We start from the raw sequence: 25,572 nt of genomic DNA on the forward strand, positions 1-25,572 counted from the left end.
CTCGTGATGGGCGCCGGCAGCATCGGTTGCTATGTCGGTGGTTGCCTGGCGGCGGCGGGCGTTCCGGTGACGCTGGTCGGGCGTGCGCGTGTGCTGGACGCCGTGGCGCAGCATGGGCTGACGCTCACCGATCTGGAAGGCAACACGCGCAAGGTCGAGGCCGGCGCGATACAACTCGCGCAAGCCGTGCCAGTGGGCGCGACACCTTCGATCGTGCTGCTGTGCGTGAAGAGCGGCGCGACGGCGGAGGCGGCCGCAGAACTCGGCGCTGCGCTGCCGGCTGGCATCATGGTGCTTTCGCTGCAGAACGGTATCTCCAATGCGGCCATCGCGTCGAAGGCAGCGCCGCGGCTGACGGTCCTGCCTTCCATGGTGCCCTACAACATCGCGGAACTCGCGCCCGGCGCTTTCCATCGCGGGACGACCGGCCGGCTCATGTCGGTCGAAGATGCCGCGCTGAGGCCCTGGCTGGCCACCTTCGAGAAGGCCGGCGTGCCGCTGGACCTGCTGGCCGACCTGCGCGCGGTCCAGTGGGGCAAGCTGCTGATCAACCTCAACAACCCGGTCAACGCGCTGTCGGGCCTGCCGCTGCGCGACGAGTTGTTGCAGCACGGCTACCGTCGTTGCTTTGCGGCGCTGATGGAGGAAGCGATCAGCGCGCTGGAGGCGGCGGGCATCGAGCCGGCGCAGGTGGCTGCGGTGCCCGCGCGGCGCTTGCCCACGCTGCTGCGGTTGCCGAACTGGCTGTTCCGCATCGTCGCGGCACGGATGCTCAAGATCGATGCCAAGGCGCGTTCCAGCATGGCGGACGACCTGGCACTGGGCCGGCGCACCGAGGTCGATGCCCTGTGCGGCGAAGTGGTGCGCCTCGCGCAGGCCCATGGCCGCACGGCGCCCCGCAACGCGAAGATGGTCGAGTTGCTGGACAGTGGTTGGCCGAAGCCGCCCGCACGCTTGTCGCCCGACGCGATGTGCGATGCACTGGGCATCTGAGCCAAGGCCATCCGTCAGGTCTCCTCAGTCGGTGTGGCCACCCTTGCGGTACAGCATCAGCGTCGCCGCCAGCCCGCAGGCCGCAGCCACGCTGAGCCAGATGGCCGGCGCGGCCTTGTCCTGCAAGGCGTCGATCAGGTAGGTCGAGATGGCCGGGGTGAAGCCGCCGAACACGGCCGTGGCCAGGCTGTAGGCCAGCGAGAAGCCGACCACGCGCACCTGCACCGGCATCACCTCCGTAAGCGCCACCACCATCGCACCGTTGTACATGCCGAACAGGAACGAGAACCACAGCAGCACGTCCAGCATGCGGCCGAAGCTGGGCGCTGCGGCGAGCCAGTGCATCGCCGGATAGGCGGTCAGGATGGCCAGCACCGTCACGCCCAACAGCGGCGGCTTGCGGCCGATACGGTCGGAGATCGCGCCGCCGATCGGCAGCCAGATGAAGTTGGAGACGGCGACCAGCAATGTGACGATCAGCGCGTCGCGGGCGCTGATGTGCAGCACGGTCTTGCCGAAGGTCGGCGTGTAGACGGTGATCAGGTAGAAGGTGGTCGTGGTCATGGCCACCAGCAGCATGCCGCAGAGCACGATGCGCCAGTTCTGCGCCATCGACTGGAACACTTCGCGCGTGCCCGGATGGTGCTTCTGCGCCTGGAAGGCCTCGGTCTCCTGCAGCGAGCGGCGCAGCACGAAGATGCACGGGATGATCATGCAACCGACGAAGAAGGGAACGCGCCAGCCCCAGTCGGCCAGCGTCTCGGGCGACATCGACTCGTTCAGCGCGAAGCCGAGCGCCGCGGCCAGCACGATCGCGACCTGCTGGCTGGCCGACTGCCACGAGGTGTAGAAGCCCTTGTGGCCCGGCGTCGCCATCTCGGCCAGGTAGACCGACACGCCGCCGAGTTCGGCCCCGGCGGAGAAGCCTTGCAGCAGCCGCCCGAGCAGCACGAGCGCCGGCGCCAGCAGGCCGATCGTCGCGTAGCCGGGTACGAAGGCGATCAGCACCGTGCCGCAGGCCATGATGCCCAGCGTCACGATCAGGCCCTTGCGCCGGCCGACTTCATCGATGTAGGCGCCCAGGATGATCGCGCCCAGCGGCCGCATCAGGAAGCCGGCGCCGAACACCGCGAAGGTCAGCATCAGGGAGGCGAAGTCGCTGCTGGCCGGGAAGAAGGACTTCGAGATGTAGGTGGCGTAGAAGCCGAACAGGAAGAAGTCGAACTGTTCGAGGAAGTTGCCGCTTGTGACGCGCAGCACGGCGCCCAGCTTCGACGTCGAAACGGTCTGTGGAGCGCCGCGGGCGAGGGTGGTGGTGGACATGGCTCTCTTTCGGGCTGTTGGAGTGGTTTGGGTCCATCGTAGAAACCCAAGCTGACATTCAGCCGTCAAGAAAATCAGGGATTACGCGCGGACCAGGACGCGCGCGTTGCCGTGGCTTTCGAAGGGGTCAGGGCGCAGGCGGTGCGACCGTGCCGCCGACGATGCCGTGCCGCTTCAGGGATTCAGCCACGAAGCCGCTCGCCTTCATCTGCTCGACAAAGGCGGCAAGCGCCGATGCGGCGCCCGAACCGCGGTTGGCCGGCATGCCCATGGCCTGCTGGATGACCATGAAGCGGCCCGGCAACAGGCGCAGGTCCGCTTGCTGTGTCGCCCATCCCTCCAGCATGGTGCGGATGCCGGCCGCGACATCGACCCGACCCTCCTGCAATGCCGCCAGGCAATCCGGGACGTGAACGATACGTTCGATGGCCGCGTGCTTCAGTTCGCGCGTGAGGAACAGGTCGTAGGCGCTGCCGGTGCCGACCGCCACGCGCAGGCCGTCGTGGTCGACCTGTGCGTTGTCCTGCAGCGCGGAGTCCTGCCGGACGAGGTAGCTGCCCTCGATCAGCACATAGGGCGCGGTGAAGCTCAGGCCTTCGCTGCGCGCCGGGTCGACGGCGAAGAAGCCGATGTCGGCCTTGCCATTGCGCACGGCGTCGACGGACTGCGCGGCCTTTTCGAACACCACCAGCTCGACCTTCACGCCAAGCCGCTCGCCGAGCGCATGCGCCAGGTCGATCGACACGCCCACCGGCTCGCCGGTCGACTTGTCGCGGTTCGCCAGGATCGGGTTGCCGAGGTTGATGGAGGCGCGCAGCGCGCCGCCGGGTGCGAAGGCGAGGGCGAGTTCTGGGTCTGTCATGCGTCGCTTGGTGCGGGCTCCATGCGGAGCAGGGCCGGCGAGTTTAGCCCTTCGAGTCGATGCTGCATGGCCATCTCGACGCAAACCCGTGCGCCGGAGTGGGGCCGGGCCGCGCGGGCTCAGGGTGCCGCAGCGATGGGCTCCAGCCCCGTCTCGCGGATCGTCGGCGCCGCCCCCGGGCTGGTGAAGAAGCCGATGAGCTGGCGCGCCGCCGCCGGATCCTTGCTGCTGGTCGAGACGCCAGCCGAGAACACGGTCACCCGCTGCGCCGCGGGCGGCAGGACGCCGATGAAGTCGATGCCCTCGATCGGCAGCAGTTCGCTGACTTGCTGCAGCCCCAGCGCCGCATCGCCGCGCGCCACGATGGTGCCGACGCGCTCGCTCAGGATGCGCTTGCTCTTGGGCTTGACCTGTTCTTCGATGCCAAGGTTCTTCAGCATCTCGGTTTCGTAGTAGGTGCCGCTGGCGCTGGCCGAGTAGGCGATCGACGGCGCTGCGATCAGGGTGCGCTTGAGCGCGTCGACGGTGCTGATGTCCGGCCTGGGCGCACCCTTGCGCACTGCGAAGCCGATCGACGAACGCACCAGGTCGACCTGGCTGCCGCCGATCACCTTGCCCTGCGCGACCAGCGCATCCAGCGCGGGCCGCGCGAGGATGACGATGTCGGCCGGCTCGCCGCGCGAGAGCCGGCTGGGAATGGAGTCGCTCGCCGCACCCATCGATGCGCCATAGGCTGTCTGCACCTTGTAGCCGGTGGATTTCTCGAAGGCCGGCGTGAGTTCGTTGTAGGCGGCGGTGAAGCCGCCGGAGGTCATGACATTGATCGTCCTGCCGGCGCCGGACTGGCCGGCGCCGAGGCCGGCGCAGCCAGCGAGCGCGAGGGCCGCGCCAAGAAGCGCCGCACGGCGGGTGAGATTGAAACTGCGCGGGGCCATGATCTTGTCTCCTTGAATGTGTGAAGACAGATCCTATGGCCCCAAGCTGTCAATCCGCCTTCAACGGGCTCAGGGTCACCACCGAGGAGATGGCAGCGGCAATGCGCTTGTAGCCGCTCGCCAGGCTCAGTGCGTGACGATGAGGGTACCGTCCGCGTGCCCGTCAGTCCTTGTAGCTCGGATCGACGCGATCCAGCTTGCGGATCAGCGACGGCCAGACGAAGCTGCCGCCCATGCCGCCCGTCTGCACCTTCATCGCATGGCCCACGCCTTCGACGATGCGTGGGTCGACCTGCGTCAGCTCGCCACCGCCGGCCTGCGCCGCGATCTGGATCTTGCAGGTGTTCTCGAAGGTGTACATCGAGAGGAAGGCATCTGCGATGGTCTTGCCGCAGGTCAGCAGGCCGTGGTTGCGCAGCATGTAGAAGTTGGCGTCGCCGAGGTCCTTCTGGAGGCGTGCCTTCTCGTCGTCGCGGATCGCCACACCTTCATAGCCGTGGTAGGCCAGCGAGGCCAGCACGAAGGTGGATTGCTGGCTGATCGGCAGCACGCCGTTCTTCTGTGCGCTGACGGCGACGCCGGCCATGGTGTGTGTGTGCAGCACGCACTGGATGTCCTCGCGCACTTCGTGGATGGCGCTGTGGATCACGAAGCCGGCCGGGTTCACCGGGTAGGGCGAGTCGATGACCTTGTTGCAGTCCTTGTCGACCTTGACCAGGCTGGACGCGGTGATCTCGTCGAACATCAGGCCGTAGGGGTTGATGAGGAAGTGATGCTCCGGGCCGGGCACGCGTGCGCTGATGTGCGTGAAGACCAGGTCGCTCCAGCCGTACATCGCGACGAGGCGGTAGCAGGCGGCGAGGTCGACGCGCAGTTGCCATTCCTCGGCGGACACGAGCTTCTGGATTTCGGATTGGGTGTTGGCGTTCATGGGATGGATCTCCTTTGCGTGGGGTGCGGAGACTGTAGGCCTCGGGCCGCGCACAAACTGTCTGAAAATGGACAGTGTGAGATGCACGTAAACCCTTGGCCGATGCCATTGATGCCTCTGATGTCCTCGCTTCCAAAACCGCGCCTGCCTGTCGCGCACCGCGACACGATGGCTGCCAATCCCTGGTTTGCCAGCATGCCCGCGGCCCAGCGGGAAGCCCTGCTCGGCGCGGCCGAACTGACGCATTGGCAGCGCGGCGCTATGCTGTTCCGGCAGGGTGATCCGGTCACGGTCGCGGGCACCGGCCTGTACGGGCTTGCGCGCGGGATGGTGAAGGCTTCGACGCTGCGGCACGACGGGCGCGAAGCCATTCTCTCGGTGATCGAGCCCGGCAACTGGTTTGGCGAGATCTCGTTGATCGATGGTTCGCCGCGCACGCACGATGCCACGGCGCTGACGGCGCTCGACCTGCTGGTGGTGCCGCCGGACGCTTTCGCGGAACTGATGCGCGACGTGGTGTTCGCCAATGCCATGGCGGCCCTGCTTGCGGCGCGGGTGCGCTTTCTCTACGCGTTGATGGAAGACGCCACGCTGCGCGACCTCCGTGCGCGCGTGGCGCGGCGGCTTTGCACGCTGGCGCGCGGCGACGCGACGCAATCGCTGGAGGCGCGAGATCGCGTGACGCTCTCGCAGGAGGCACTGGCGATGATGCTCGGCGTGACGAGGCAGACGCTCTCGGGGGAGCTCGGCGCGCTGGCCCGGGAGGGGCTGATCGCGCTGGGCTACGGCAGGATCGACATCCTGTCCTTCGATGCGCTGGAGCGGCGCGGGAAAAACGGGTAAAGCGCGCGCGGGCGTCAGTCCGTCCCGATGTCCGCGCCGCGTTCCTGCAGCAGGCCGCGCAGCAGCGAACGGTGGCAGCGCGACTCGTCCTCGCAATAGCAGCCGACCGCCAGCGCCGTCTGGTGCGACAGGGCGGCGAGCAGGTCGAGGCTGCGGCTTGCGTCGGCTTCGGCCATCTCGCGCTTGTAGGCGCGGGTGAAGGCGGTCCATTGCGCGGGGGTCTGCGCTTCCTGGCCGAGCTTCATGGTCTCGGCCGACGGCGCGAGATTGGGGTACCACACGTCGTACCAGTTCTGGCTGGCGAACTCGGCCTTCGGCACGCCGCGCGGCGGGCGGCGGACCGTACCGATGCGAAGGCCTTCGCCGGGCGCGCGGTCAGTGCCGAGGCGGACGATTCGGATGCTCATGTTTGGTCTCTTGTCTCTCATTGCTGGCGGGGCTGGCGTGGCGCGAACGAGCGTCGCCGTTGCAGTACGAACAAGCGTCGCCGTTGCGACGCGACCCAAGCTTCACTACACAAGCGGGACGCATACTCGCGAAAAAGGAGCCACCCATGAATGATCGTATCGAATGGACCCGCCACCCCGATGGCGTGGTCGAACTGCAACTGGTTCGCAGCGACAAGATGAATGCGCTCGACGCTGCGATGTTCGACGCATTGATCGAGGCCGGCGAAAGCTTGCGCGACGACCTCGCCCTGCGCGCCGTGGTCATCTCCGGCCGGGGCAAGGCCTTTTGCGCGGGGCTCGACATGCAGTCCTTCCAGCGCATGCAGAAAGCCGATGGCGCCGAAGTGCTCGGCGATGGCGCCGCCGGCGCGGATCTGGTGGCGCGCACGCACGGCATCGCCAACGCGGCGCAGCAGGTCGCCTGGGTGTGGCGCCAGGTGCCGGTGCCGGTGATCGCGGCGGTGCATGGCGTGGCCTTTGGCGGCGGCCTGCAGGTGGCGCTCGGGGCGGACGTGCGCATCGTTGCGCCGGACACCAAGATGTCGGTCATGGAGATCAAGTGGGGCCTGGTGCCTGACATGGCCGGCCTGGTGCTGATGCGCGAGTTGGCGCGCGCGGACGTGGTGCGCGAGCTCACCTACACAGGCCGGATCTTCTCCGGCGAGGAGGCCTTGCGCATGGGCTTTGCCACGCGCCTGGCGGCCGACCCGCTGGCCGTAGCCCTGCAGATGGCGCACGAGATCGCGGCGAAGAGCCCGCATGCGATCCGCGCCGGCAAGCGCTTGCTGAATGCGTCGACGCACCTGGACGATGCGTCATTGCTGCTGGCCGAGTCGGTCGAGCAGAAGGCGCTGATCGGCAGCGCGAACCAGGCCGAGGCGGTCAGGGCCAACATCGAGAAGCGGGCGCCACGCTTTGTCGAGCCGACCTGAGCGGACGCGGGCGGCGGCCGGTCAAGCCGATTGCCGATTCAAACCTAGACGCCGATAAAGCGCACGACTTCGTCGATGGGCGCGCGGTCGGTGACCAGCGCGTTGACGGGGTGCGAGGTGTCGGCCCAGCCGATCGACATGCCGGTGAACAGCATGCGTTCGGGCGGCAACTGCAGCGTGCGGCCGATGGTCTCGGGGTAGATCGCCCAGCATTCCTGCGGGCAGCTGTCGAGGCCTTCCTCGCGCAACAGCAGCATCACGGTCTGCAGGTACATGCCGCAGTCCGACCACTGTGGCGGACCCATGCGGCGGTCGATCGAGCAGAACAGCGCCATCGGCGCACCGAAGAAGGCGAAGTTGTTGGCGAACCAGCGCAGGCGTGCGGCCTTGTCTTCGCGCGGGATGCCAAGGCGCGCGTACATCGCCTCGCCGACCTGGAAGCGGCGGTCGCGCCACGGCGAGACCAGCGACGGCGGGTACACGTCGTAGGCAGGTGATTCCTGCACCTGATTGCGCAGGTTCCGTTGCATCTCGGCCTTGAGCGCGGCGAGCGGTTCGCCGGCCATCACGTCGATGTGCCAGGGCTGCAGGTTGCCGCCGGAGGGCGCGCGCGCGGCCAGCGAGAGCACCTTGCGGATGGTTTCCGGCGGCACGGGGTCGGGCAGGAAGGAGCGGATGGAACGGCGCGAGGTGACAGCTTCGTGGACATGCATGGTGCGGTTGATTCTGGCCGATGTGGAATCGGCCGGCTCGCGCTCGCAGGGCCTTCGAAAAGCGCGACGGGTGTGCACCTTGTCACCACCGCTGCATCCAGTTATTTCGAAGTGACCCGATCGTGCAGCAGACTTGGGGGATGTCCTTCCGATTGCTCCAGCGGCTCATGCAAGCCCAGCTCCCGATCTACCTGAACACGGGGGAGGACATCGACAAGTTGCGCGTGCTGATGCTGGCGGGATTGGTCAAGGGCGAGATCGAGGCGCCCGTTCGGACCCTGTCGGGCCACACGCAGCCGCCCGCGGCGGTCTACGAGATCACGCCGATCGGGCGCGTCATGGCAAGCAAGTTTCCGGTGCGCTAGAACGGCGCCGTCGTTTCGTCGGGAAAGCGAACGCAGACGCGCGTTTTCGTAGGAATTCGCCCACACCAAGAATCGAACAACCGCCTTTGAATGCGACGTTTGCGCGCACTAACGTCCTCGCACCCTACAAGACGGAGACGATGTGATGACCGAGGCGATCTACTGTTTCGACACGGCGGCGGTGAAGTTCGCGATCTATCCGGAGGGCGGCGACGGGCCGCGCATCATCGCGGCGATCGGCGAAGACCCGCTGCGCCATCACTTCGGCGCGACCGGTGGCGGCGACTCGCTGGTCGATGCCTTCGTGAGCCACGCGCCGGAGATCCAGAGCAGGGCGCTCAAACGCTACCGCGCCGAGCCGCGCAAGCCGGTGCTGCTGTCCAGCGAGGACTTCGAGTTCGCCGAGCAGATCAGGCTGTCGTAGTCATAGTCATAGCGCGCCCGGCACCGTGTTCTGCGGCAGCCGGCCAAGTACCCGCTGGATCTGCCACAGCAACTTGAGCGGCTGCAGCGGCTTGGCGCAGTGGGCGTCGAAGCCGGCCTCCAGTGCCTGGTGCTGGTCCCGGTCGCGCGCGAATGCGGTCAGGGCGATGGCCTGCATGTGGTGGCCGCTGGCCTGCTCGCGCTTGCGGATCTCTCGGATCAGCGTGTAGCCGTCCTTGCCGGGCATGCCGATGTCGCTGATCAGCACGTCGGGCTTCAGGGTCTCGAGCAATTCCAGCGCTGCATCGCAACTGTGGGCGGTTGCCACCTGGCCGCCGCGATCCGACAGGATCATCTCTAGCATCGCGTTGGACTCTGTGTCGTCATCGACGATCAGCAGGTTGACACCGTGCAGCGAGGCCATCTCGGCGGGCTGCGCATCGGTCGACGTTTCCTCGCCGCCGGCCACGCCGACCAGGGCCGTCGCCGAGACCGGCAGCCAGACGCGGAAGGTCGTGCCCTGGTCGGGGCCGGCGCTTTCGACGCTCACGCTGCCGCCGTGCGCTTCGACCAGTTGCTTGACGATGGCCAGACCCAGGCCGAGGCCGCCGCGCTGCCGGTTGCTGGAGGCGTCCCCTTGCGCAAACCGGTCGAACACCATCGGCAAGAAGCGGGCCTCGATGCCTTGTCCCTCGTCCGAGACGTAGAGCGTCACGCCTTCCTCGGACTCCGTCAGGCCGACCGTGATGCCGCCGCCGCGGGGTGAGAACTTGATGGCATTGCTGATCAGGTTCCAGAGGATCTGCTGCAGCCTTGCCTGGTCCGCAAGGATCGGCCGGTACGGCGGCGCGAGCTGCAGGTTCAGCACGTGCGCGCTCTCGTCGATGGCGGGGCGCATGGCCTCGATCACGTTGGCGACGACCTCCGACGGGTCGACCGACTCGAAGATGAGCGGCAGCTTGCCCAGGTTGAGGCGCGACATGTCGAGCAGGTCGGTGATGAGCTTGGCCTGGATGCGGCCGTTGCTTTCGATGGCGCGCAGGCCGCGCAGGATTTCCTCGCTGGCACCGCGCTTCTGCAGCAGGTGCGCCCAGCCCATGATCACGTTGAGCGGTGCGCGCAATTCATGCGAAAGCACCGCGATGAGGTCGTCCTTCATGCGGCTGATCTGCTCGGCCTCGCCGCGCGCCGCACGTTCACGGTCGAGCAACTGCCTGCGTTGCTCTTCCAGCATCACGCGCTCGGAGATGTCGATGGCCACCGCCATGTTGACCTTGCGCTCGATGTGCGGGGACACGCTCCACTCCAGATGCACCAGGCTGCCGTCGGGCCGCAACGCCGGAAACTCGCGGCGCTGCGGCATTTCACTGGTGCCGCGCATGTATTCGTCGACGCTCGACGCCAGCTCGGGCGGAACGAACTCCCCCAGCGCACGGCCGTTGACCTCGTCCGCGCTGCGCCCGAGCAGTGTCAGCAGGGCGGCGTTGGCGTCGAGCAGGCGACCTTCCTCGTCGAGCAGCCCGATGCCGGTGAGCGTGTGGGAATAGATGGCGCGGAACTTGGTTTCGCTGCGGCGCATGGCTTCTTCCGCGACGCGCGCGCGCACCAGCGCCTGCACGGTCGCGACCAGCACCGCCGGTTCCACCGGGCGGGTGAGGTAGGCATCGGCCCCGGAGTCCAGGCCGCGCACCTTGTCTTCGTCGGTCACGTAGGCGGCCGTGAGGTGCAGCACCGGCAGGCGGTTGGTTTCCGGCCGCGAGCGCAGGCGGCGGCACAGCTCGAAGCCGTCGATGTCGGGCAGGTGCACGTCCAGCACCAGGGCCGAGACGCCGTCGTCGGCCAGCCGCAGACCCTCGACGCCGCTGGCTGCTTCGCGTGTGCGGAAGCCGGCGTTGCGCAGGGTGCGCGCCGTCGCGTAGCGGCTGGCCGGGTCGTCGTCAACGATCAGCAGTTCGTGCAGCGACCGGTCGATCGGCCGGAATTCGGGGGTGTGCTCGCTCATGGCGGGTTTCCGTTCCCCGGCGAAGCCCCATCGATCTGAGGAAGTCGATGCGGCAGTGTGACGAAAAACGTGGAGCCCTGTCCGACCTCGCTGCGCACGCCGACACTGCCGCCCAGCAGTTGCGCGAGTCGCTTGCTCAGCGAGAGGCCGAGCCCGGTGCCGCGCAGTCGCTTCTGCACCGGCGAGTCGATCTGCGCGTAGTCGTTGAAGATCTCCGACTGGTACTGCGGCGAGATGCCGATGCCCGTGTCCGCCACCGAGAAGGTCACGCGCTCGTCCGCCTCCATCGCGGCGGACACCCGGACTTCGCCGGCGGCGGTGAACTTCAGCGCGTTGGAGATGAAGTTGCGCAGGATCTGCGACAGCTTCTTGTCGTCGGTGAACAGCGCGACGGACTGCTGCGGCTCCTCGAAGATCAATGTGACATCGGGGTTGGTGAGCACGGGCTTGAACATGCCGCGCAGTGCGGAGAACAGGTCGAGCATGTCGAACCATTCGGGCGAGATGTCGATGCGGCCAGCCTCGACCTTGGCCAGGTCGAGCAGGTCGTCGACCATGTCCGAGAACTCGGTGGCCGTCGCCCGTATGAACTCCACCTGCTTGCGCTGCTCCGCTGTCAGCGGCCCGTCGACCTCGTCCAGCAGGAGGCGCGCGAGGCTTCGGAAGGTGGATAGCGGCGTGCGGAATTCATGGCTCATGTACGCGAGGAACCGGCTCTTGAGTTCGGTCGCCTGGCGCAGTTGCTGGGCCTGCGTGTCGAGCTCGGCATAGAGCGCGAGCACGCCGCGGTTGGTTTCGTCGAGCTCGCCTTGCAGCGCCTCGATCTGTTGCGCCTGGTCGGCCGCGAGGGCTGCGAGCCCGGCATCGGGAAGCGGCGTTTCGTGCATCACGGAGCAGGCCCCCGCGCCTGTGCGCGCTTGATCACCACGACGGTCGCGTCATCGCGGCCGCGCAGGCCGCTGCGCAGGAGCCAGCCTGCGATCAGCGTGGGATCCTGCTGGAGGATGCCGAGGGCGCCATCGATGTTCCAGCGCGAGTTGATGCCGTCGGAATGCAGGACGACCATCGCATGCTCGGGCCACGGATAGCTGGTGTCGGCGAGCTTGCGGATCTGCACGCCCAGCGTGCCGTGCTGCGACATCAGCGTGCGGTCGTCCACGCCGGAGAGGAGGCGCCCGGCGATGTTGCCGGCGCCCGCGAACACCAGCGAATGGGCCGCCGCATCGAGCTCGACGACAGCCACCGCGGCGCCGCGGGTCGAGCGCATCAGCGCATGTGCGCGTTCCAGCACGGCATGCGGCGCCCCGACCGCCGTCGCAAAGACCTGGATGGCGGCCTGCGAGGCCTCGGCCGCCAGCGGGCCGTGGCCGAGCCCGTCGGCCACCATGACCCGCGCCTTGCTGCCGTTCATGCGCACGTCCCAACTGTCCCCGCAAACCGTCTCGCCCGGCGCCGACAGGCGGATGCCGCCGACGCTGAAGGCCTGGCCATGGGCGAGGACGCCGGGCGCGGGCTTCGCATGGATGCGCGCCACGATGACAGTGCCGTTGCCGGGCACCGAGAAGAGGTGGGCTTCGCTCGCCAGCCTGCGCACCGCGCCCAGGCCGGTGCCGGGACTGCCCTGGGTCGAATGGCCGTCGACGAGCGATTGCCGCAGGTCGGCAATGCCGGGGCCCTGGTCCAGCGACAGGACCTCGAGCGTCCCGCCCGCAGCGCCCGGGATGCAGCCGAGCAGCAGCATGCCGTCCCTGGCATGCTTGGCGAGGTTGGTGCCCAACTCGGTCACCACCAGTGCCGCGCGGCCGCTGGCCAGTTCGTCGAAGCCCATCTCGTGCGTCAGCCGGGCTGCGGCGCGGCGTGCCTCGCCCACCTGGGTGGGCTCGATCACCGGCATGGCCAGGTGTGGCCCCATGGCTTTCATTTCCATCGCGTGATGGTCACGCAGGTGCCCTCGCCGGGCACGCTCCGCAAATCAAATTCATTGACCAGCCGGCGGCTGCCCGAGAGGCCGACGCCCAGGCCCTTGCCCGAGGTCCAGCCGTCGGTCAGGGCCAAGTCCACGTCGGGAATGCCGGGGCCCTTGTCTTCGAAAGCGAGGCGCAGGCCGGCGCGAACGCCGTTGGCGACGATGCTCCAGCGCATCTCGCCGCCGCCGCCGTACACCACCGTGTTGCGCGAGAGTTCGCTCGCCGCGGTGATCATCTTGGTCTGGTCGACCAGCGAGAACTTGAGCTCCTGGGTGAGCTTGCGCACGGTCTGCCGGCTCATGACGATGTCGTGCTCCGTGCGCAGGGGCATCGCGCCGTCAGTCGGCAAGGTCATGGCCGCCTTCCCCGTCGCGCAGGCGAAGCATGGCCATTCCGCGCTCCACGTTCAGCGCGGTGCGCACGCCCTCGAGCGACAGCCCGAGTTCGACCAGCGTGATGGCCACGGCGGGTTGCATGCCGACGACCACCGTGGTGGCGTCCAGCACGCGCGCAATGCCCGAGATGCTCGCCAGCATGCGGCCGATGAAGGAGTCGACGATTTCCAGCGCCGAGATGTCGATGAGCACGCCGGTCGCGCCGGTGGCCTCGATCGTGGTCGACAGGTCGTCCTGCAGTCTCATCGCCACCTGGTCTTGCAGGTCGACCTGGATGGTGACGAGCAGGCACTTGCCCATCTTCAGAATGGGAATGCGTTCCATGGGGTGCCTCGCTCAGGCCTTGGTGCGGGTCGCGACGTAGCCGAGCTTCTTCAGGGCCAGCAGCAAGGCGTCTGCCAGCGATGCCTTGGTGACGATGCCCTGCAGGTCGATGCCCAGGTGGACGATGGTCTGCGCGATCTGCGGCCGGATGCCGCTGATGATGCAGTCGGCGCCCATGAGGCGGATTGCCGTCACCGTCTTGAGCAGATGCTGCGCGACCAGCGTGTCGACGGTCGGCACGCCGGTGATGTCGATGATGGCGATCTCGGAGCCGGTCTCGACGATGCGCTGGAGCAGCGATTCCATGACCAGCTGGGTCCGGTTGCTGTCCAGCGTGCCGATCATGGGTACGGCCAGCACGCCTTCCCACAGCTTGACGACCGGCGTCGACAGTTCTAGCAGCTCTTCCTGCTGGCGCCGGATGATGTCTTCGCGCGTGGCCTGATAGGTGGTGACCGTCCACTGCGCCATGTGGTCGAGGAGGGTCGAGACTGCCAAGATCGCGTCGAACAACTGCTTGGGCTCCTTGCCGAGCCGCTCTTGCAGCGCGCTGAACAAAGGCTTCTTCAGCGCGAGCACGAAGTGGCTGGTCTCGCCCGCCGTGGCGCCTTGCGCGGCGCGCGACTGGGACAGCGTCTCCAATGCCGCGCGCAGGGACGCCCAGGCGGCCTGGTCCAGGCGCGCCGGGTCGGCGCCGGAGCGCAGCCCCGAGCGCAGCCCGTTCATCAGGCCTTGCGCCTCGCCCGTGGCATTGGCTGCATTGGCGCCCATCGGCGACGAGGCGGCCACGTCATCGAGCCATTGGCGGGTGATGTCGCTGTGCAAGTCGGTGAGAAGCGCGTCGATCGCGGCGTTGTCAGGGGTCATCGGATTCTTCGGTGAAGTGTTGGAGACAAGTGGCGACCCTCCTTGGGCATTGCTTTTCAAGTGTGACAGATAGTCAACCTCGAACCCATGCAAAGTGCCTGCAGGCGCCTTTGACGCGCATTTTTCCTTGTCGTCGGCGGCGTGTTGTCCCACAAGGGCGGGAAGGCTTGGCAACACGCTTGCGTTCGCCGGCCTGCCACTTCCTGCAGCGGCGCATGGGCGGGGAGCGACGAGAAGGAGCGAATTTCTCCTACAAGGGGTGAATGTGACCGCGTGCAACATCCCCCCGGGCGAGGCGTGCGTGCCGCGAGGGGATTGCGCATCTGAACTGGCCAACGGCGCTGTGAAGGTTGTGGGAGTCAACCTGAAATATCGGCGCCGGGAGAGCGGAATACCGGGTTTTTGGGCCTCGTCGTCGAGGCCCAGCCGGTGTTTCCATGGGATGAGGGCAACACAGTTCGGCGTCATGCCAGCCTCTGGCCTGCGAGTTCGCAGGCGCGAACCTGTATTGCTCCATCGACTGAAAGATCGAACATGAATGCACCCGACACGCTCCAATTGGCCGCGCCGCAGGAGGAATACGAGTTCTTGCTGGATGCGCTTTCCAGGTTGCGCCTCGGCGACGCGAAGGTACGGCTGCCGATGCACTGGACCGGCATCGCCGGCCGGGTGGCGGAAGTGTTCAACGACGTGGTCGACCAGAACGCCACGCTGGCTGCAGAGCTGGTCCGTCTGCGCCGCGTGGTGGGCAGGGAAGGCAAGCTCAAGCAGCGCGCCATGCTTTCCGAGACACGCGGCTTCTGGGGGCAGTCGATCGAATGCGTGAATGCGCTGATCGACGACCTGGTGCATCCGACCACCGAAGTGGCGCGCGTGATCGGCGCGGTGGCGCAGGGCGACCTGTCCAAGAGCATGGCGCTCGAAGTCGACGGCCGCGAACTCGAAGGCGAGTTCCTGCGCACGGCCAAGACGATCAACAAGATGGTGGAACAACTCGGCGACTTCTCCGCCGAGGTGACGCGCGTCGCGCGCGAGGTGGGCACCGAGGGCAAGCTGGGCGGGCAGGCCAAGGTGAAGGGCGTGGCCGGGACGTGGAAGGACCTGACCGACTCGGTGAACTCGATGGCCGGCAACCTGACCGACCAGGTGCGCAACATCGCGGACGTGACGACTGCCGTTGCCAAGGGCGACCTCTCCAAGAAGATCGACGTGGATGTGAAGGGCGAGTTCCTCACGCTGAAGAACACGATCAACACGATGGTCGACCAGCTCCGGTCCTTCGCGTCGGAAGTGACGCGGGTGGCGCGCGAGGTGGGGACGGAAGGCTCGCTGGGCGGGCAGGCGCGGGTGGAAGGCGTGTCGGGGACGTGGAAGGACCTGACCGACTCGGTGAACTCGATGGCCGGCAACTTGACTTCGCAGGTGCGCAACATCGCGGACGTGACGAAGGCGGTGGCTGCGGGCGACCTCTCGAAGAAGATCACCGTGGACGTGAAGGGCGAGATCCTGGAACTGAAGAACACCGTCAACACGATGGTGGACCAGCTGCGTTCTTTCGCGGCGGAGGTGACGCGGGTCGCGCGCGAAGTGGGCACGGAGGGCAAGCTCGGCGGGCAGGCCGACGTGCAGGGCGTTGCGGGCACGTGGAAGGACCTGACCGAATCGGTGAACTTCATGGCCGGCAACCTCACGTCGCAGGTGCGCAACATCGCCGAGGTGACGACCGCCGTGGCCGCCGGCGACCTGTCCAAGAAGATCACCGTTGACGTGAAGGGCGAGATCTCAGAACTCAAGAACACCATCAACACGATGGTGGACCAGTTGCGGTCCTTCGCCGCCGAGGTGACGCGCGTGGCGCGGGAAGTGGGCAGCGAAGGCAAGCTCGGCGGGCAGGCCGAAGTGCAGGGCGTGGCCGGCACGTGGAAGGACTTGACCGATTCGGTGAACTCGATGGCGTCGAACCTCACCTCGCAAGTGCGCAACATCGCGGACGTGACGAAGGCGGTGGCGGCGGGCGATCTTTCCAAGAAGATCACCGTGGACGTGAAGGGCGAAATCCTCGAGCTGAAGGCGACGGTCAACACGATGGTGGACCAGCTGTCATCTTTCGCCGCCGAAGTGACGCGGGTGGCGCGTGAAGTGGGCACCGAGGGCCGGCTTGGTGGCCAGGCGGAAGTGGAAGGCGTGTCGGGCACCTGGAAGGACCTGACCGACTCGGTCAATTCGATGGCCGGCAACCTGACGTCGCAAGTCCGAAACATCGCGGACGTGACGAAGGCCGTGGCCGCAGGCGACCTCTCCAAGAAGATCACCGTGGCGGTGAAGGGCGAGATCCTGGAGCTCAAGGCCACCATCAACACGATGGTGGACCAGCTGCGTTCCTTCGCCGCGGAAGTGACGCGGGTGGCGCGCGAGGTCGGCACCGAAGGACGGCTCGGCGGGCAGGCTGACGTGCAGGGCGTGGCCGGCACCTGGAAGGACTTGACCGAGTCGGTGAACTTCATGGCCGGCAACTTGACCTCGCAGGTGCGCAACATCGCGGAAGTGACGACGGCCGTGGCTGCGGGCGACCTGACCAAGAAGATCACCGTGGAAGTGAAAGGCGAGATCTCCGAACTGAAGAACACCATCAACACGATGGTGGACCAGCTCTCGTCCTTCGCCGCTGAAGTGACGCGCGTGGCCCGTGAGGTGGGCAGCGAAGGCAAGCTGGGCGGCCAGGCCGACGTGCAGGGCGTGGCCGGCACGTGGAAGGACTTGACCGAGTCGGTGAACTCGATGGCGTCGAACCTCACCTCGCAGGTGCGCAACATCGCGGACGTGACGAAGGCCGTGGCGGCGGGCGACTTGTCGAAGAAGGTGACGGTCGACGTGAAGGGCGAAATCCTGGAACTCAAGGCCACGGTGAACACGATGGTGGACCAGTTGCGTTCCTTCGCCGCCGAAGTGACGCGCGTGGCGCGCGAGGTAGGCACGGAAGGCATCCTGGGCGGGCAGGCCGACGTGCAGGGGGTGGCCGGCACGTGGAAGGACCTGACCGAGTCGGTGAACTTCATGGCCGGCAACCTCACGTCCCAGGTCCGCAACATCGCGGAAGTGACGACGGCGGTGGCAGCGGGCGACCTGTCCAAGAAGATCACCGTGGACGTGAAGGGCGAGATCTCGGAGTTGAAGAACACCGTCAACACGATGGTGGACCAGTTGCGTTCCTTCGCCGCGGAAGTGACGCGCGTGGCACTGGAAGTGGGAACAGAGGGCATCCTGGGCGGGCAGGCCGACGTGCAGGGCGTGGCCGGCACGTGGAAAGACTTGACCGACTCGGTGAACCTGATGGCGTCGAACCTCACCTCGCAGGTGCGCAACATCGCAGACGTGACCAAGGCCGTGGCGGCTGGCGACTTGTCCAAGCAGATCACGGTGGACGTGAAGGGCGAGATCCTGGAGCTGAAGGCCACGATCAACACGATGGTGGATCAGCTCTCGTCCTTCGCCGCCGAAGTCACGCGGGTGGCGCGCGAGGTGGGCACGGAAGGGCGGCTTGGCGGGCAGGCACAGGTGCGCGACGTCTCGGGCACCTGGAAGGACCTCACCGAGAACGTGAACTTCATGGCCGGGAACCTCACCGGCCAGGTGCGCGGCATCGCCAAGGTGGTGACCGCCGTGGCCACCGGCGACCTGAAGCAGAAGCTCACCGTGGAAGCCAAGGGCGAGATCGCGGCCCTGGCCGAGACCATCAACAGCATGACCGACACGCTCGCCACCTTCGCCGACCAGGTGACCACCGTGGCACGCGAAGTCGGCGTGGAAGGCAAGCTCGGCGGCCAGGCCAAGGTACCCGGCGCCGCGGGCACGTGGAAGGGCCTCACCGAAAACGTGAACCAGCTGGCCGCCAACCTCACGACACAGGTGCGCGCCATTGCAGAAGTGGCGACCGCCGTGACGCAAGGCGACTTGACGCGCTCCATCACGGTGAAGGCGCAAGGCGAAGTGGCCGCCCTCAAGGACACCATCAACGAGATGATCCGCAACCTGAAGGACACCACGCAGAAGAACACCGAGCAGGACTGGCTCAAGACCAACCTCGCCAAGTTCAGCCGCATGCTGCAAGGCCAGAAGGACCTGCTCACCGTCGGCCAGTTGATCCTGTCCGAACTCGCACCCGTGGTCGGTGCGCAGCAGGCCGAGTTCTATGTGCTCGGCAACGCCGGCAACACCACCAAGCTCAAGCTGGTCGCCAGCTACGCCTCCGGCGGCCAGAACGCGCACGGCAAGGAGCTCGAACTGGGCCAGGGCCTCGTCGGCCAGTGCGCGGTCGACAAGGCCAAGATCCTGCTCACCAACGTGCCGAGCACCGCCTTCCGCGTGGCCACTGGCCTGAGCGAAAGCGCGGCGATGGACGTGATCGTGCTGCCCATCATCTTCGAGGGCGAGGTGCGCGGCGTGATGGAGCTGGCCTCGCTGGAGCGCTTCAATCCGTCGCACCAGGCCTTCCTCGACCAGTTGACCGAATCGATCGGCATCGTGATCAACACCATCTCGGCCAACATGCGCACCGAGCACTTGCTGACGCAGTCACAGTCGCTGGCCGAAGAGTTGCAGAACCGGCAGCAGGAACTGCAGCAGACCAATGAGGAACTTCAGGAAAAGGCCCGCCTGCTGGTGCACCAGAACCAGGAAGTGGAGCGCAAGAACCAGGAAGTGGAGCAGGCCCGGCAGGCGCTGGAAGAGAAGGCGGAGCAACTCGCGCTCACCTCCAAGTACAAGTCGGAATTCCTCGCCAACATGTCGCACGAGTTGCGCACGCCGCTCAACAGCCTGCTGATCCTGTCGGACCAGCTGTGCAAGAACAGCGGCGGCAACCTGACGTCGAAGCAGGTCGAGTTCGCGAAGACCATCCACCTGTCGGGCAACGACCTGCTGATGCTCATCAACGACATCCTGGACCTGTCGAAGATCGAGTCGGGCACCGTGGCAGTGGAGGTGAGCGAGCTCCGGCTGGACGACCTGCAACGCTCGGTGCAACGCAGCTTCCAGCACGTGGCCGAGGCCAAGCATGTGGGCTTCGAGATCCGCGCGACAGGCATGCTCCCCGAGACCATCGTCACCGACGTCAAGCGGCTGCAGCAGATCGTCAAGAACCTGCTGTCGAACGCCTTCAAGTTCACGCACCAGGGCTCGGTGGCGCTGTCGATCAATACGGCCGATGGCGGCTGGTCGCGCGACAACGAGGAGCTCAACCGCGCCAGCAGCGTGATCGCCTTCTCGGTGTCCGACACCGGCATCGGCATCTCTGCGGACAAGCAGCAGATCGTGTTCGAGGCCTTCCAGCAGGCGGACGGGTCCACTTCGCGCAAATACGGCGGCACGGGCCTGGGCCTGGCCATCAGCCGCGAGCTTGCGAGGCTGCTGGGCGGGGAGATCCGCCTGGTCAGCGCGCCGACCGAGGGCAGCACCTTCACGCTGTACCTGCCGCAAAGCTACAGCCCGTCGCGCAGCTTGCGGCCGGGCCGGACCGCCGCGATCGAGTCGGCGCTGGTGAAACGCAGCCTGGCCGACGAGACGCTGCAACGCGTGCTGCAGCCCTCGCTTTCGACGTCCGTGCCGGCGCAACTGCATGCCGAGGACCTCACCTCCATCAACGTGGCCGATGACGACCGCGAAAGCATCCTGCCCGGCGAGTTGGTGCTGCTCATCGTGGAGAACGACCTGCCGTTCTCGAAAATGCTGCTGCAGGCGGCCCGGCGCTGCGGCTTCAAGGGCCTGGTGAGCCCGACCGGCGCGGGCTCGCTGGCATTGATCCGCGACTACCGGCCGGCGCTCATCACGCTCGACATCCACCTGCCGGACATGCAGGGCTTGCGCATCCTCGAGCGGCTCAAGGCTGACCTGGGAACGCGGCACATACCGATCTGTGTCGTCTCCACCGACGACTCGCGCGAACGCGCACTCAACTCCGGCGCCATCGGCTTCCTGGCCAAGCCGCTGCAATCGATCGACGAGGTCGACGTGGCGCTGCGCCACCTGCATGCCTTCGTGCAGTCGAGCGCGAAGAAGCTGCTCGTCGTCATGCAGCCTTCGCCGGTGCGCGAGAAATACCTTGCGGCGCTGGGCAACGGCGACCTGCGGCCGGTGGTGGTCGAGGCCGCCGATGCGCTGCGCGGCGAACTGGCCAAGGGCGACGTCGACTGCCTCGTGACCGACGGCCAGCTGAAGGGCTTCAGCCGCAACGACCTGGCCGAATACATCGATGCACGCACCGCGGCCCGGCAGTTGCCGGTGTTGCTGCATCGCACCTCCGAGGGAGGCTCGGCCTCGCAATGGGAATACGGGCAGCAGGGTTCGACCTTGCGCACCGCGGATTCGCTTGAGAGCCTGATCGACGCGACAGCCTTCCTCCTGCATCGCGGCGTGGCCTCGATGACGCAGCAGGAGCGCATCGCGGTGGAGGCCGCGAACGATGCCTCGCGCATCCTCACCGGCAAGAAGGCCCTGATCGTCGACGACGACGTGCGCAACATCTTCGCGCTGGCGACGGTGCTGGAAGAGCAGGGCATGGCGGTCGTCTCCGCCGAGAACGGGCGTGACGCGATCCAGCTGGTGCAGGACGACCCCGACATCGACGTGGTGCTGATGGACATCATGATGCCGGAGATGGACGGCATGCAGACCATGCGCGAGCTGCGCAAGCTGCCGAGCGGCAAGCACCTGCCGCTGATCGCGGTGACGGCCAAGGCGATGAAGGGCGACCGCGAGAAATGCATCGAGGCCGGCGCCTGGGACTACCTGTCCAAGCCCGTTGAAACGGCGCACCTGCTGGTCGTGCTGCGAGGCTGGCTATGCAAGTAGCCCGCATGAGCGACATCCCGATGGAAGACGCACTGGTGGGCTCGAGCGGCCAGGAGAAGGCCGACATCCTGATCGTGGACGACCTGCCCGAGAAGCTGCTGGTGTTCCAGACCGTGCTGGAGGAACTGGGCCAGAACCTCGTGCCGGTGCAGTCGGGCGCGGCGGCGCTTCGCGAGATCCTGAAGCGCGAGTTCGCGGTGATCCTGCTGGACGTCAACATGCCGGAGATCGACGGCTTCGAGACGGCGGCGCTGATCCGCAAGCACCGCCGCTCGGCCCACACGCCGATCATCTTCATCACCTCGTATGCCGACGAGGTGCAGACAGCGCGGGGCTATTCGCTGGGCGCGGTCGACTACATCCTCTCGCCGGTGGTGCCGGAGATCCTGCGCAGCAAGGTCGGCGTGTTCGTCTCGCTCTACCTCATGACGCGCCAGATCCGCCGCCAGGCCGACAGCAAGGCCGCAGTGCTGGCGGCCGAAGCCGCACGGCGCATCGCCGAGGAGAACGACAGGTGTTCCGCCTTCCTGGCGCGGGCCAGCCGCATGCTCAGCGGCTCGCTGCAGGCCGAGGTGGCGATGAACCAGTGCGCCGAGTTGCTGATACCCGAGCTGGCCTCCTTTGCCGTGGTGCAACTGACCGACCCCGACTTCGGCCAGTCCGGGGCCCTGGTCGCGTCGGCCTCCGAAGGTCGTGTCTACACCTCGCGGCAACCCGAGGCCGACCTCGACCCGCTGCTGCGCGACACGCTGGCCGACGCGATCGTCTCGCGCGAACGCCGCGTGGTCCGGACCGCCTTGCGCGAGTCTGCCGCCGGCTCGCCGGCGTTGGAGTTGATCCATGCGCGCCGGCTGGCAACGCTGGATTCGTTCATCGCCGTGCCGCTGCGCGTGGGCGAACGTGTGCTGGGCGCCATCCTGATCGCGCCGGATGACGAGAGCGCCTGGAAGGCGCACCTGACCATGCTGCTGGAGGAGATCGCCGCGCGTGCGGCCAGCGCCTTCGAGAACGTGCGGCTCTACGGCGTGCTGCAGCGCGAGGTGCACGAGCGCATGGCGGCTCAGGAGGAACTGCAGGACTCGAACCGTCGCAAGGACGAGTTCCTCGCGATGATGTCGCACGAGCTGCGCAACCCGCTGGCGCCGATCCAGATGGCGGTGGAAGTGGTGCGCCGCACGGCCGCCCCGCATCCCAAGGTGGACTGGGCCATCGACATCGCCAACCGGCAGCTTCGGCAGATCACGCGGCTGATCGAGGAACTGCTCGACGTCACGCGCATCAGCCAGGGCAAGATCGTCCTGAAGCGCGAGCGGCTGGACCTCAATGCGGTGATTTCGCAAGGCGTAGAGACGGTGCACGGGCTCGTGGAGAGCCGCCGGCAGTCACTCGTCGTGGAACTGCCGGCGCACCCGGTCTGGCTGCAGGGCGACGTGGCGCGGCTGACGCAGGTGGTGGCTAACCTGCTGCACAACGCGTCCAAGTACAGCCCGGAGGGCACCGCCATCGTGCTGCGCTCGCACGTCGAGGGCGAGGACGTTGTCGTGTCGGTGGTCGACCAGGGCATGGGCATCGACCCGGAACTGCTGCCGCGGATCTTCGACCTGTTCGCGCAGGGCAAGCGCGGGCTGGACCGCTCGCAAGGCGGCCTGGGCGTCGGGCTCACGCTTGCGCGCAGGCTGGCGCAGTTGCATGGCGGAGACATCGAGGTCATCAGCGCCGGCTTCGACAAGGGTTCCGAGTTCAAGGTGCGCCTGCCCGATGTGATGCGGGACAAGGCGCCTGACATCTTGGGCGCGGTGTCGGCCACGCCTGCGCGCCGCGAAGTGGAGCGCATCCTGGTGGTGGACGACAACCACGATGCGGCGGTCGCCATCGCGGCCGTGCTGGAGCTGGACGGGCACGCGGTGCGCGTGGCGCGCGACGGGCAGGAGGCCCTGGCCGAACTGGCCGCGTTCAAGCCGCAGGTCGTCGTCCTCGACATCGGGTTGCCGGTGCTCGATGGTTATGAGGTGGCGCGGCGCATCCGGCTGCTGCCGGAGGGCCAAGGCATCCTGCTCATCGCGCTGACCGGCTACGGCCAGCTCAGCGACCGGCAAGCCGCGGTCGATGCGGGTTTCGACAAGCACTTCGTCAAGCCGGCGGATACGACGCTGATGCTGGCTTGCATCGACGCATGGCGGGCTCGGGCGGGCGCGTTGCGTTGAGGCGAAGCGAGGGCGCGCAAGGCCGGGTGCACACCGGGCTCTCCCTACATGGAGAGATTGATTCGCGCGTTGACCAGCCGGATGTTCCTGAAATGGCTGCCCTCCCACTTCACGTGTTCGCCGCGGAGGTCGTGGCCCGCAAGCTCCGTGCCAAAACAGTTCAACAGCCTTACGCCTGACCACTGGCCGGCATCGAGCGTGACCGTATTCAGCTCGCAGGACTCGAAGGTGCAGTCGTTCAGAGTGGATCGCGTCAGTTGGCTCTGGCTGAAGGTGCACTGGTTGAACGTGCACCCCGCCATCGTGATGCCCTCGAAGTCACACGCGGTGAAACTTGCGCCGGTGAATGTGCAGGCATTCCATTGGCCTTGATGGAATGTCGTGGCAGTAAAGCTGCTGCCCATGAATGTGCTGCTGGCGAATACCGCCAGATTCAGGTCCAGGCCGGCATAGGCATTGCTGTCGGCTTGACCCGCGAGGCCTGCCGGCGCACCCCCGATACCTTTTCGCCACTTGTCGTGATTGAGGATGATGGTTTGGGAACTCATGGTTTGCTGCGTTTGGGCATCATTGCGCGTCGAGGCCGTAGCGCGTCGCCACAGCGTCGGCGCCGGTGACGCGGCGCCTATTGAGATACTTCATCTCGATCTCGGGTACGCCGTCTGCATGCACGCATGCGAAGACACCCACCACCCCCGGCCTGCGCATCATGACTTGCCTCCGCCTTCTTCGTAGTCCACCAACCTCCACACAGTTCCGGTGCGGTAGGTCGCTTGCTCGCCCTTCAATTTTTGCAGGAAACTTTGCTCCCCCGCACGCACGATGCCGGGCATGACCTCGCCCGCGTTGAAGTGCCGGCGCCTGCCGTTCTGGATATTGCCGTCGTCGTCGCACTGCCAGATTCCGGTTTGGGGGCAGGTGCGTCCAGTCGCAGCGAGTTCGCCCAAGGGGCGCCGCGGATTGGCGTCGCTTGTTTTCTTGGCGGTGCTGCTCACTGGCCTGACACGGATGGAACTGGTGAGCTTGTCCCAGAGTGCGATGGCTTCTTCGTCCGTGAGGCTGGAGTTCACTTTTCCGGCAGCATCTTGGTACACGCCGGTTTTGAGTTGAATGTCCGCGTACGGTCTCAGCGCGTCGTTCGGCTCGCCTGTGAACTTCAACCAGAAATCCTGATGCGCGCGGGACACTTTTTCATCAGGTGTGCGCGTCAAGAACTCATAGCCAGTTGTCCAGTCGTGAATCTGACGAGGGCCACGTCTCAAGACCTTCAATACGGAAAAGGGATTAGATTGACCTGACAGAGATGCTTGTGATTCTGTTCGTTCAAGTTGCCGCTCCAAGGAGTCACTTTGCGGGTCGTGCGAATTTGCTCCGGCCGTGTAGATCGATAAGTGGACGTCCGGGAATTGCTTGGAACGGAATCCGAGACGAATGTGTTCGATGGATTTCGGCTTGTTTTCGGCTATAGGAGAATCGGGTAAGTACGCATGTCCAATGCAAGTGCCGGGTTCACCCGGGAGATCGCTCTCCTTTCTCGGTCGGAGGCGATCGGCCAAGTCGTTGATGTCCAGAATCGTATCTGCTTTCTCTGTGTCAAGGGGGAGGGCGCTGACTTCAACTAAATCCGTTTCCAATGGAAAATAGGAAAAAATTCTGAGATTTGGTCCGGAGAAATCTTGATACCCAACAATCGTCTTTTGATTTTTCACCTTTCCGTCGATTGTCTCGATAAATTGATTAAAATTTTCGTTGCGTGGAAATCGTCGTGCGCCTTTTAGCTTGGCCTCTTGCTCTGAAACAAATTGATTCAGCATTGCAAATTCCCTGCTGTAGACGACTACTCCCAAAGGTATCGAGGCCTTTCCCCATATAACTTCTGATTCTTCTGGAATATCAATCATGAAGCGACCAAAGCAAACGGTCTTTGTCTTGCTGAAGAGCGACTGAAGGCGGGGGGATAAGGTAGTCATTTTCTCCGTTTTAGATTCTTGGGATTTGAGGTGGCACGCCGACAATAAGACAAGCAAACACAGCGAGAAGACCGCCTTGCGGTGCGTGGCACTCCGCGTTTTCATGCGCCATGCTTCCACGTGGCCTTTTGGGCAATACGAACTATTGAATAGAGTGTCGAGGCTAAAGCGCGCGGGTCCTTGTAGCTAGCCTGATGCTCATACCCGGCTGCCGAAATATTCCTTTAA

At 66.0% G+C, this 25,572-nt stretch carries 22 protein-coding genes; 7 read left to right on the forward strand and 15 right to left on the reverse strand.

What is annotated here, in order from left to right:
* Positions 1 to 6: 6 nt before the first annotated feature.
* Positions 7 to 993 (forward strand): 2-dehydropantoate 2-reductase, encoded by a 987-nt coding sequence (locus tag HCU76_RS11940; protein ID WP_218509403.1) that lies wholly within the window; start codon positions 7 to 9, stop codon positions 991 to 993.
* Between the two features lie 24 nt (positions 994 to 1,017).
* Here the strand turns inward: HCU76_RS11940 and HCU76_RS11945 are convergent, their stop codons facing one another.
* From HCU76_RS11945 to HCU76_RS11960, 4 genes are all read right to left on the reverse strand, one after another.
* Positions 1,018 to 2,316 (reverse strand): MFS transporter, encoded by a 1,299-nt coding sequence (locus tag HCU76_RS11945; RefSeq protein ID WP_213953798.1) that lies wholly within the window; start codon positions 2,314 to 2,316, stop codon positions 1,018 to 1,020.
* 127 nt (positions 2,317 to 2,443) lie between these two features.
* A complete protein-coding gene (locus tag HCU76_RS11950) occupies positions 2,444 to 3,178 on the reverse strand; it encodes a transporter substrate-binding domain-containing protein (protein WP_213953799.1) in 735 nt (244 codons plus the stop codon).
* Positions 3,179 to 3,297: 119 nt separating this feature from the next.
* Positions 3,298 to 4,113 (reverse strand): extracellular solute-binding protein, encoded by an 816-nt coding sequence (locus tag HCU76_RS11955; protein ID WP_213953800.1) that lies wholly within the window; start codon positions 4,111 to 4,113, stop codon positions 3,298 to 3,300.
* 163 nt (positions 4,114 to 4,276) lie between these two features.
* Entirely contained in the window at positions 4,277 to 5,044 is a 768-nt protein-coding gene (locus HCU76_RS11960) for a class II aldolase/adducin family protein (RefSeq protein WP_213953801.1), read from the reverse strand.
* Positions 5,045 to 5,164: 120 nt separating this feature from the next.
* On the opposite strand from HCU76_RS11960, the gene HCU76_RS11965 reads away from it, so the two are divergent.
* Positions 5,165 to 5,887 carry a Crp/Fnr family transcriptional regulator gene (locus HCU76_RS11965; protein WP_213953802.1) on the forward strand — a complete coding sequence of 241 codons (723 nt, stop codon included), beginning with the start codon at positions 5,165 to 5,167 and terminating at the stop codon, positions 5,885 to 5,887.
* A 14-nt stretch (positions 5,888 to 5,901) separates the two neighbouring features.
* Here HCU76_RS11965 and HCU76_RS11970 read toward each other — a convergent pair whose 3' ends face one another.
* The gene (locus tag HCU76_RS11970; RefSeq protein WP_213953803.1) at positions 5,902 to 6,294 is read right to left on the reverse strand and encodes a DUF488 domain-containing protein; all 393 of its coding nucleotides are present in this window, start codon (positions 6,292 to 6,294) and stop codon (positions 5,902 to 5,904) included.
* A 146-nt stretch (positions 6,295 to 6,440) separates the two neighbouring features.
* Between HCU76_RS11970 and HCU76_RS11975 the strand changes: the two genes are divergently transcribed.
* On the forward strand, positions 6,441 to 7,268 hold the full coding sequence (locus HCU76_RS11975; RefSeq protein WP_213953804.1) for a crotonase/enoyl-CoA hydratase family protein: 828 nt from the start codon (positions 6,441 to 6,443) through the stop codon (positions 7,266 to 7,268).
* 44 nt (positions 7,269 to 7,312) lie between these two features.
* Here HCU76_RS11975 and HCU76_RS11980 read toward each other — a convergent pair whose 3' ends face one another.
* Positions 7,313 to 7,981, reverse strand: coding sequence for a nitroreductase (locus tag HCU76_RS11980; RefSeq protein ID WP_213953805.1), 669 nt, complete (start codon positions 7,979 to 7,981; stop codon positions 7,313 to 7,315).
* 167 nt (positions 7,982 to 8,148) lie between these two features.
* Here HCU76_RS11980 and HCU76_RS11985 point away from each other — a divergent pair, with 167 nt between their 5' ends.
* A complete protein-coding gene (locus tag HCU76_RS11985; RefSeq protein ID WP_213953806.1) occupies positions 8,149 to 8,346 on the forward strand; it encodes a hypothetical protein in 198 nt (65 codons plus the stop codon).
* Positions 8,347 to 8,491: 145 nt separating this feature from the next.
* On the forward strand, positions 8,492 to 8,770 hold the full coding sequence (locus HCU76_RS11990; RefSeq protein WP_213953807.1) for a hypothetical protein: 279 nt from the start codon (positions 8,492 to 8,494) through the stop codon (positions 8,768 to 8,770).
* Between the two features lie 6 nt (positions 8,771 to 8,776).
* Here HCU76_RS11990 and HCU76_RS11995 read toward each other — a convergent pair whose 3' ends face one another.
* The 6 genes from HCU76_RS11995 to HCU76_RS12020 are packed head-to-tail and all read right to left on the reverse strand — an operon-like array spanning position 8,777 to position 14,324.
* Entirely contained in the window at positions 8,777 to 10,771 is a 1,995-nt protein-coding gene (locus HCU76_RS11995; protein WP_213953808.1) for a response regulator, read from the reverse strand.
* Positions 10,768 to 11,658 carry a sensor histidine kinase KdpD gene (locus HCU76_RS12000; protein WP_213953809.1) on the reverse strand — a complete coding sequence of 297 codons (891 nt, stop codon included), beginning with the start codon at positions 11,656 to 11,658 and terminating at the stop codon, positions 10,768 to 10,770. The genes HCU76_RS11995 and HCU76_RS12000 overlap by 4 nt, the downstream gene beginning before the upstream one ends.
* Positions 11,658 to 12,698 (reverse strand): ATP-binding SpoIIE family protein phosphatase, encoded by a 1,041-nt coding sequence (locus HCU76_RS12005; RefSeq protein WP_218509377.1) that lies wholly within the window; start codon positions 12,696 to 12,698, stop codon positions 11,658 to 11,660. The genes HCU76_RS12000 and HCU76_RS12005 overlap by 1 nt, the downstream gene beginning before the upstream one ends.
* On the reverse strand, positions 12,689 to 13,093 hold the full coding sequence (locus HCU76_RS12010) for an anti-sigma regulatory factor (protein ID WP_213953811.1): 405 nt from the start codon (positions 13,091 to 13,093) through the stop codon (positions 12,689 to 12,691). Before HCU76_RS12010 ends, HCU76_RS12005 begins: the two co-directional genes overlap by 10 nt.
* Positions 13,077 to 13,457, reverse strand: coding sequence for an STAS domain-containing protein (locus HCU76_RS12015; protein ID WP_213953812.1), 381 nt, complete (start codon positions 13,455 to 13,457; stop codon positions 13,077 to 13,079). Before HCU76_RS12015 ends, HCU76_RS12010 begins: the two co-directional genes overlap by 17 nt.
* Before the next feature lie 12 nt (positions 13,458 to 13,469).
* On the reverse strand, positions 13,470 to 14,324 hold the full coding sequence (locus tag HCU76_RS12020) for an STAS domain-containing protein (protein ID WP_213953813.1): 855 nt from the start codon (positions 14,322 to 14,324) through the stop codon (positions 13,470 to 13,472).
* Positions 14,325 to 14,858: 534 nt separating this feature from the next.
* Between HCU76_RS12020 and HCU76_RS12025 the strand changes: the two genes are divergently transcribed.
* Positions 14,859 to 21,170: a HAMP domain-containing protein gene (locus tag HCU76_RS12025; protein WP_218509378.1), complete on the forward strand. Its 6,312-nt coding sequence runs from the start codon at positions 14,859 to 14,861 to the stop codon at positions 21,168 to 21,170.
* 5 nt (positions 21,171 to 21,175) lie between these two features.
* Positions 21,176 to 23,374, forward strand: a complete 2,199-nt coding sequence (locus HCU76_RS12030) for a response regulator (protein WP_218509379.1) — start codon at positions 21,176 to 21,178, stop codon at positions 23,372 to 23,374.
* A gap of 44 nt (positions 23,375 to 23,418) precedes the next feature.
* Here HCU76_RS12030 and HCU76_RS12035 read toward each other — a convergent pair whose 3' ends face one another.
* The 3 genes from HCU76_RS12035 to HCU76_RS12045 are packed head-to-tail and all read right to left on the reverse strand — an operon-like array spanning position 23,419 to position 25,449.
* Complete coding sequence (locus HCU76_RS12035; protein WP_213953816.1) at positions 23,419 to 23,922, reverse strand: pentapeptide repeat-containing protein; 504 nt, start codon at positions 23,920 to 23,922, stop codon at positions 23,419 to 23,421.
* Between the two features lie 19 nt (positions 23,923 to 23,941).
* Entirely contained in the window at positions 23,942 to 24,085 is a 144-nt protein-coding gene (locus HCU76_RS12040; RefSeq protein ID WP_218509380.1) for a hypothetical protein, read from the reverse strand.
* Positions 24,082 to 25,449: a T6SS immunity protein Tli4 family protein gene (locus HCU76_RS12045; RefSeq protein ID WP_218509381.1), complete on the reverse strand. Its 1,368-nt coding sequence runs from the start codon at positions 25,447 to 25,449 to the stop codon at positions 24,082 to 24,084. The genes HCU76_RS12040 and HCU76_RS12045 overlap by 4 nt, the downstream gene beginning before the upstream one ends.
* Between the last annotated feature and the right edge of the window lie 123 nt (positions 25,450 to 25,572).

The organism is Variovorax sp. dw_308 (assembly GCF_019207085.1).
In the GTDB taxonomy this organism is placed as follows: Bacteria; Pseudomonadota; Gammaproteobacteria; order Burkholderiales; family Burkholderiaceae_C; genus Variovorax.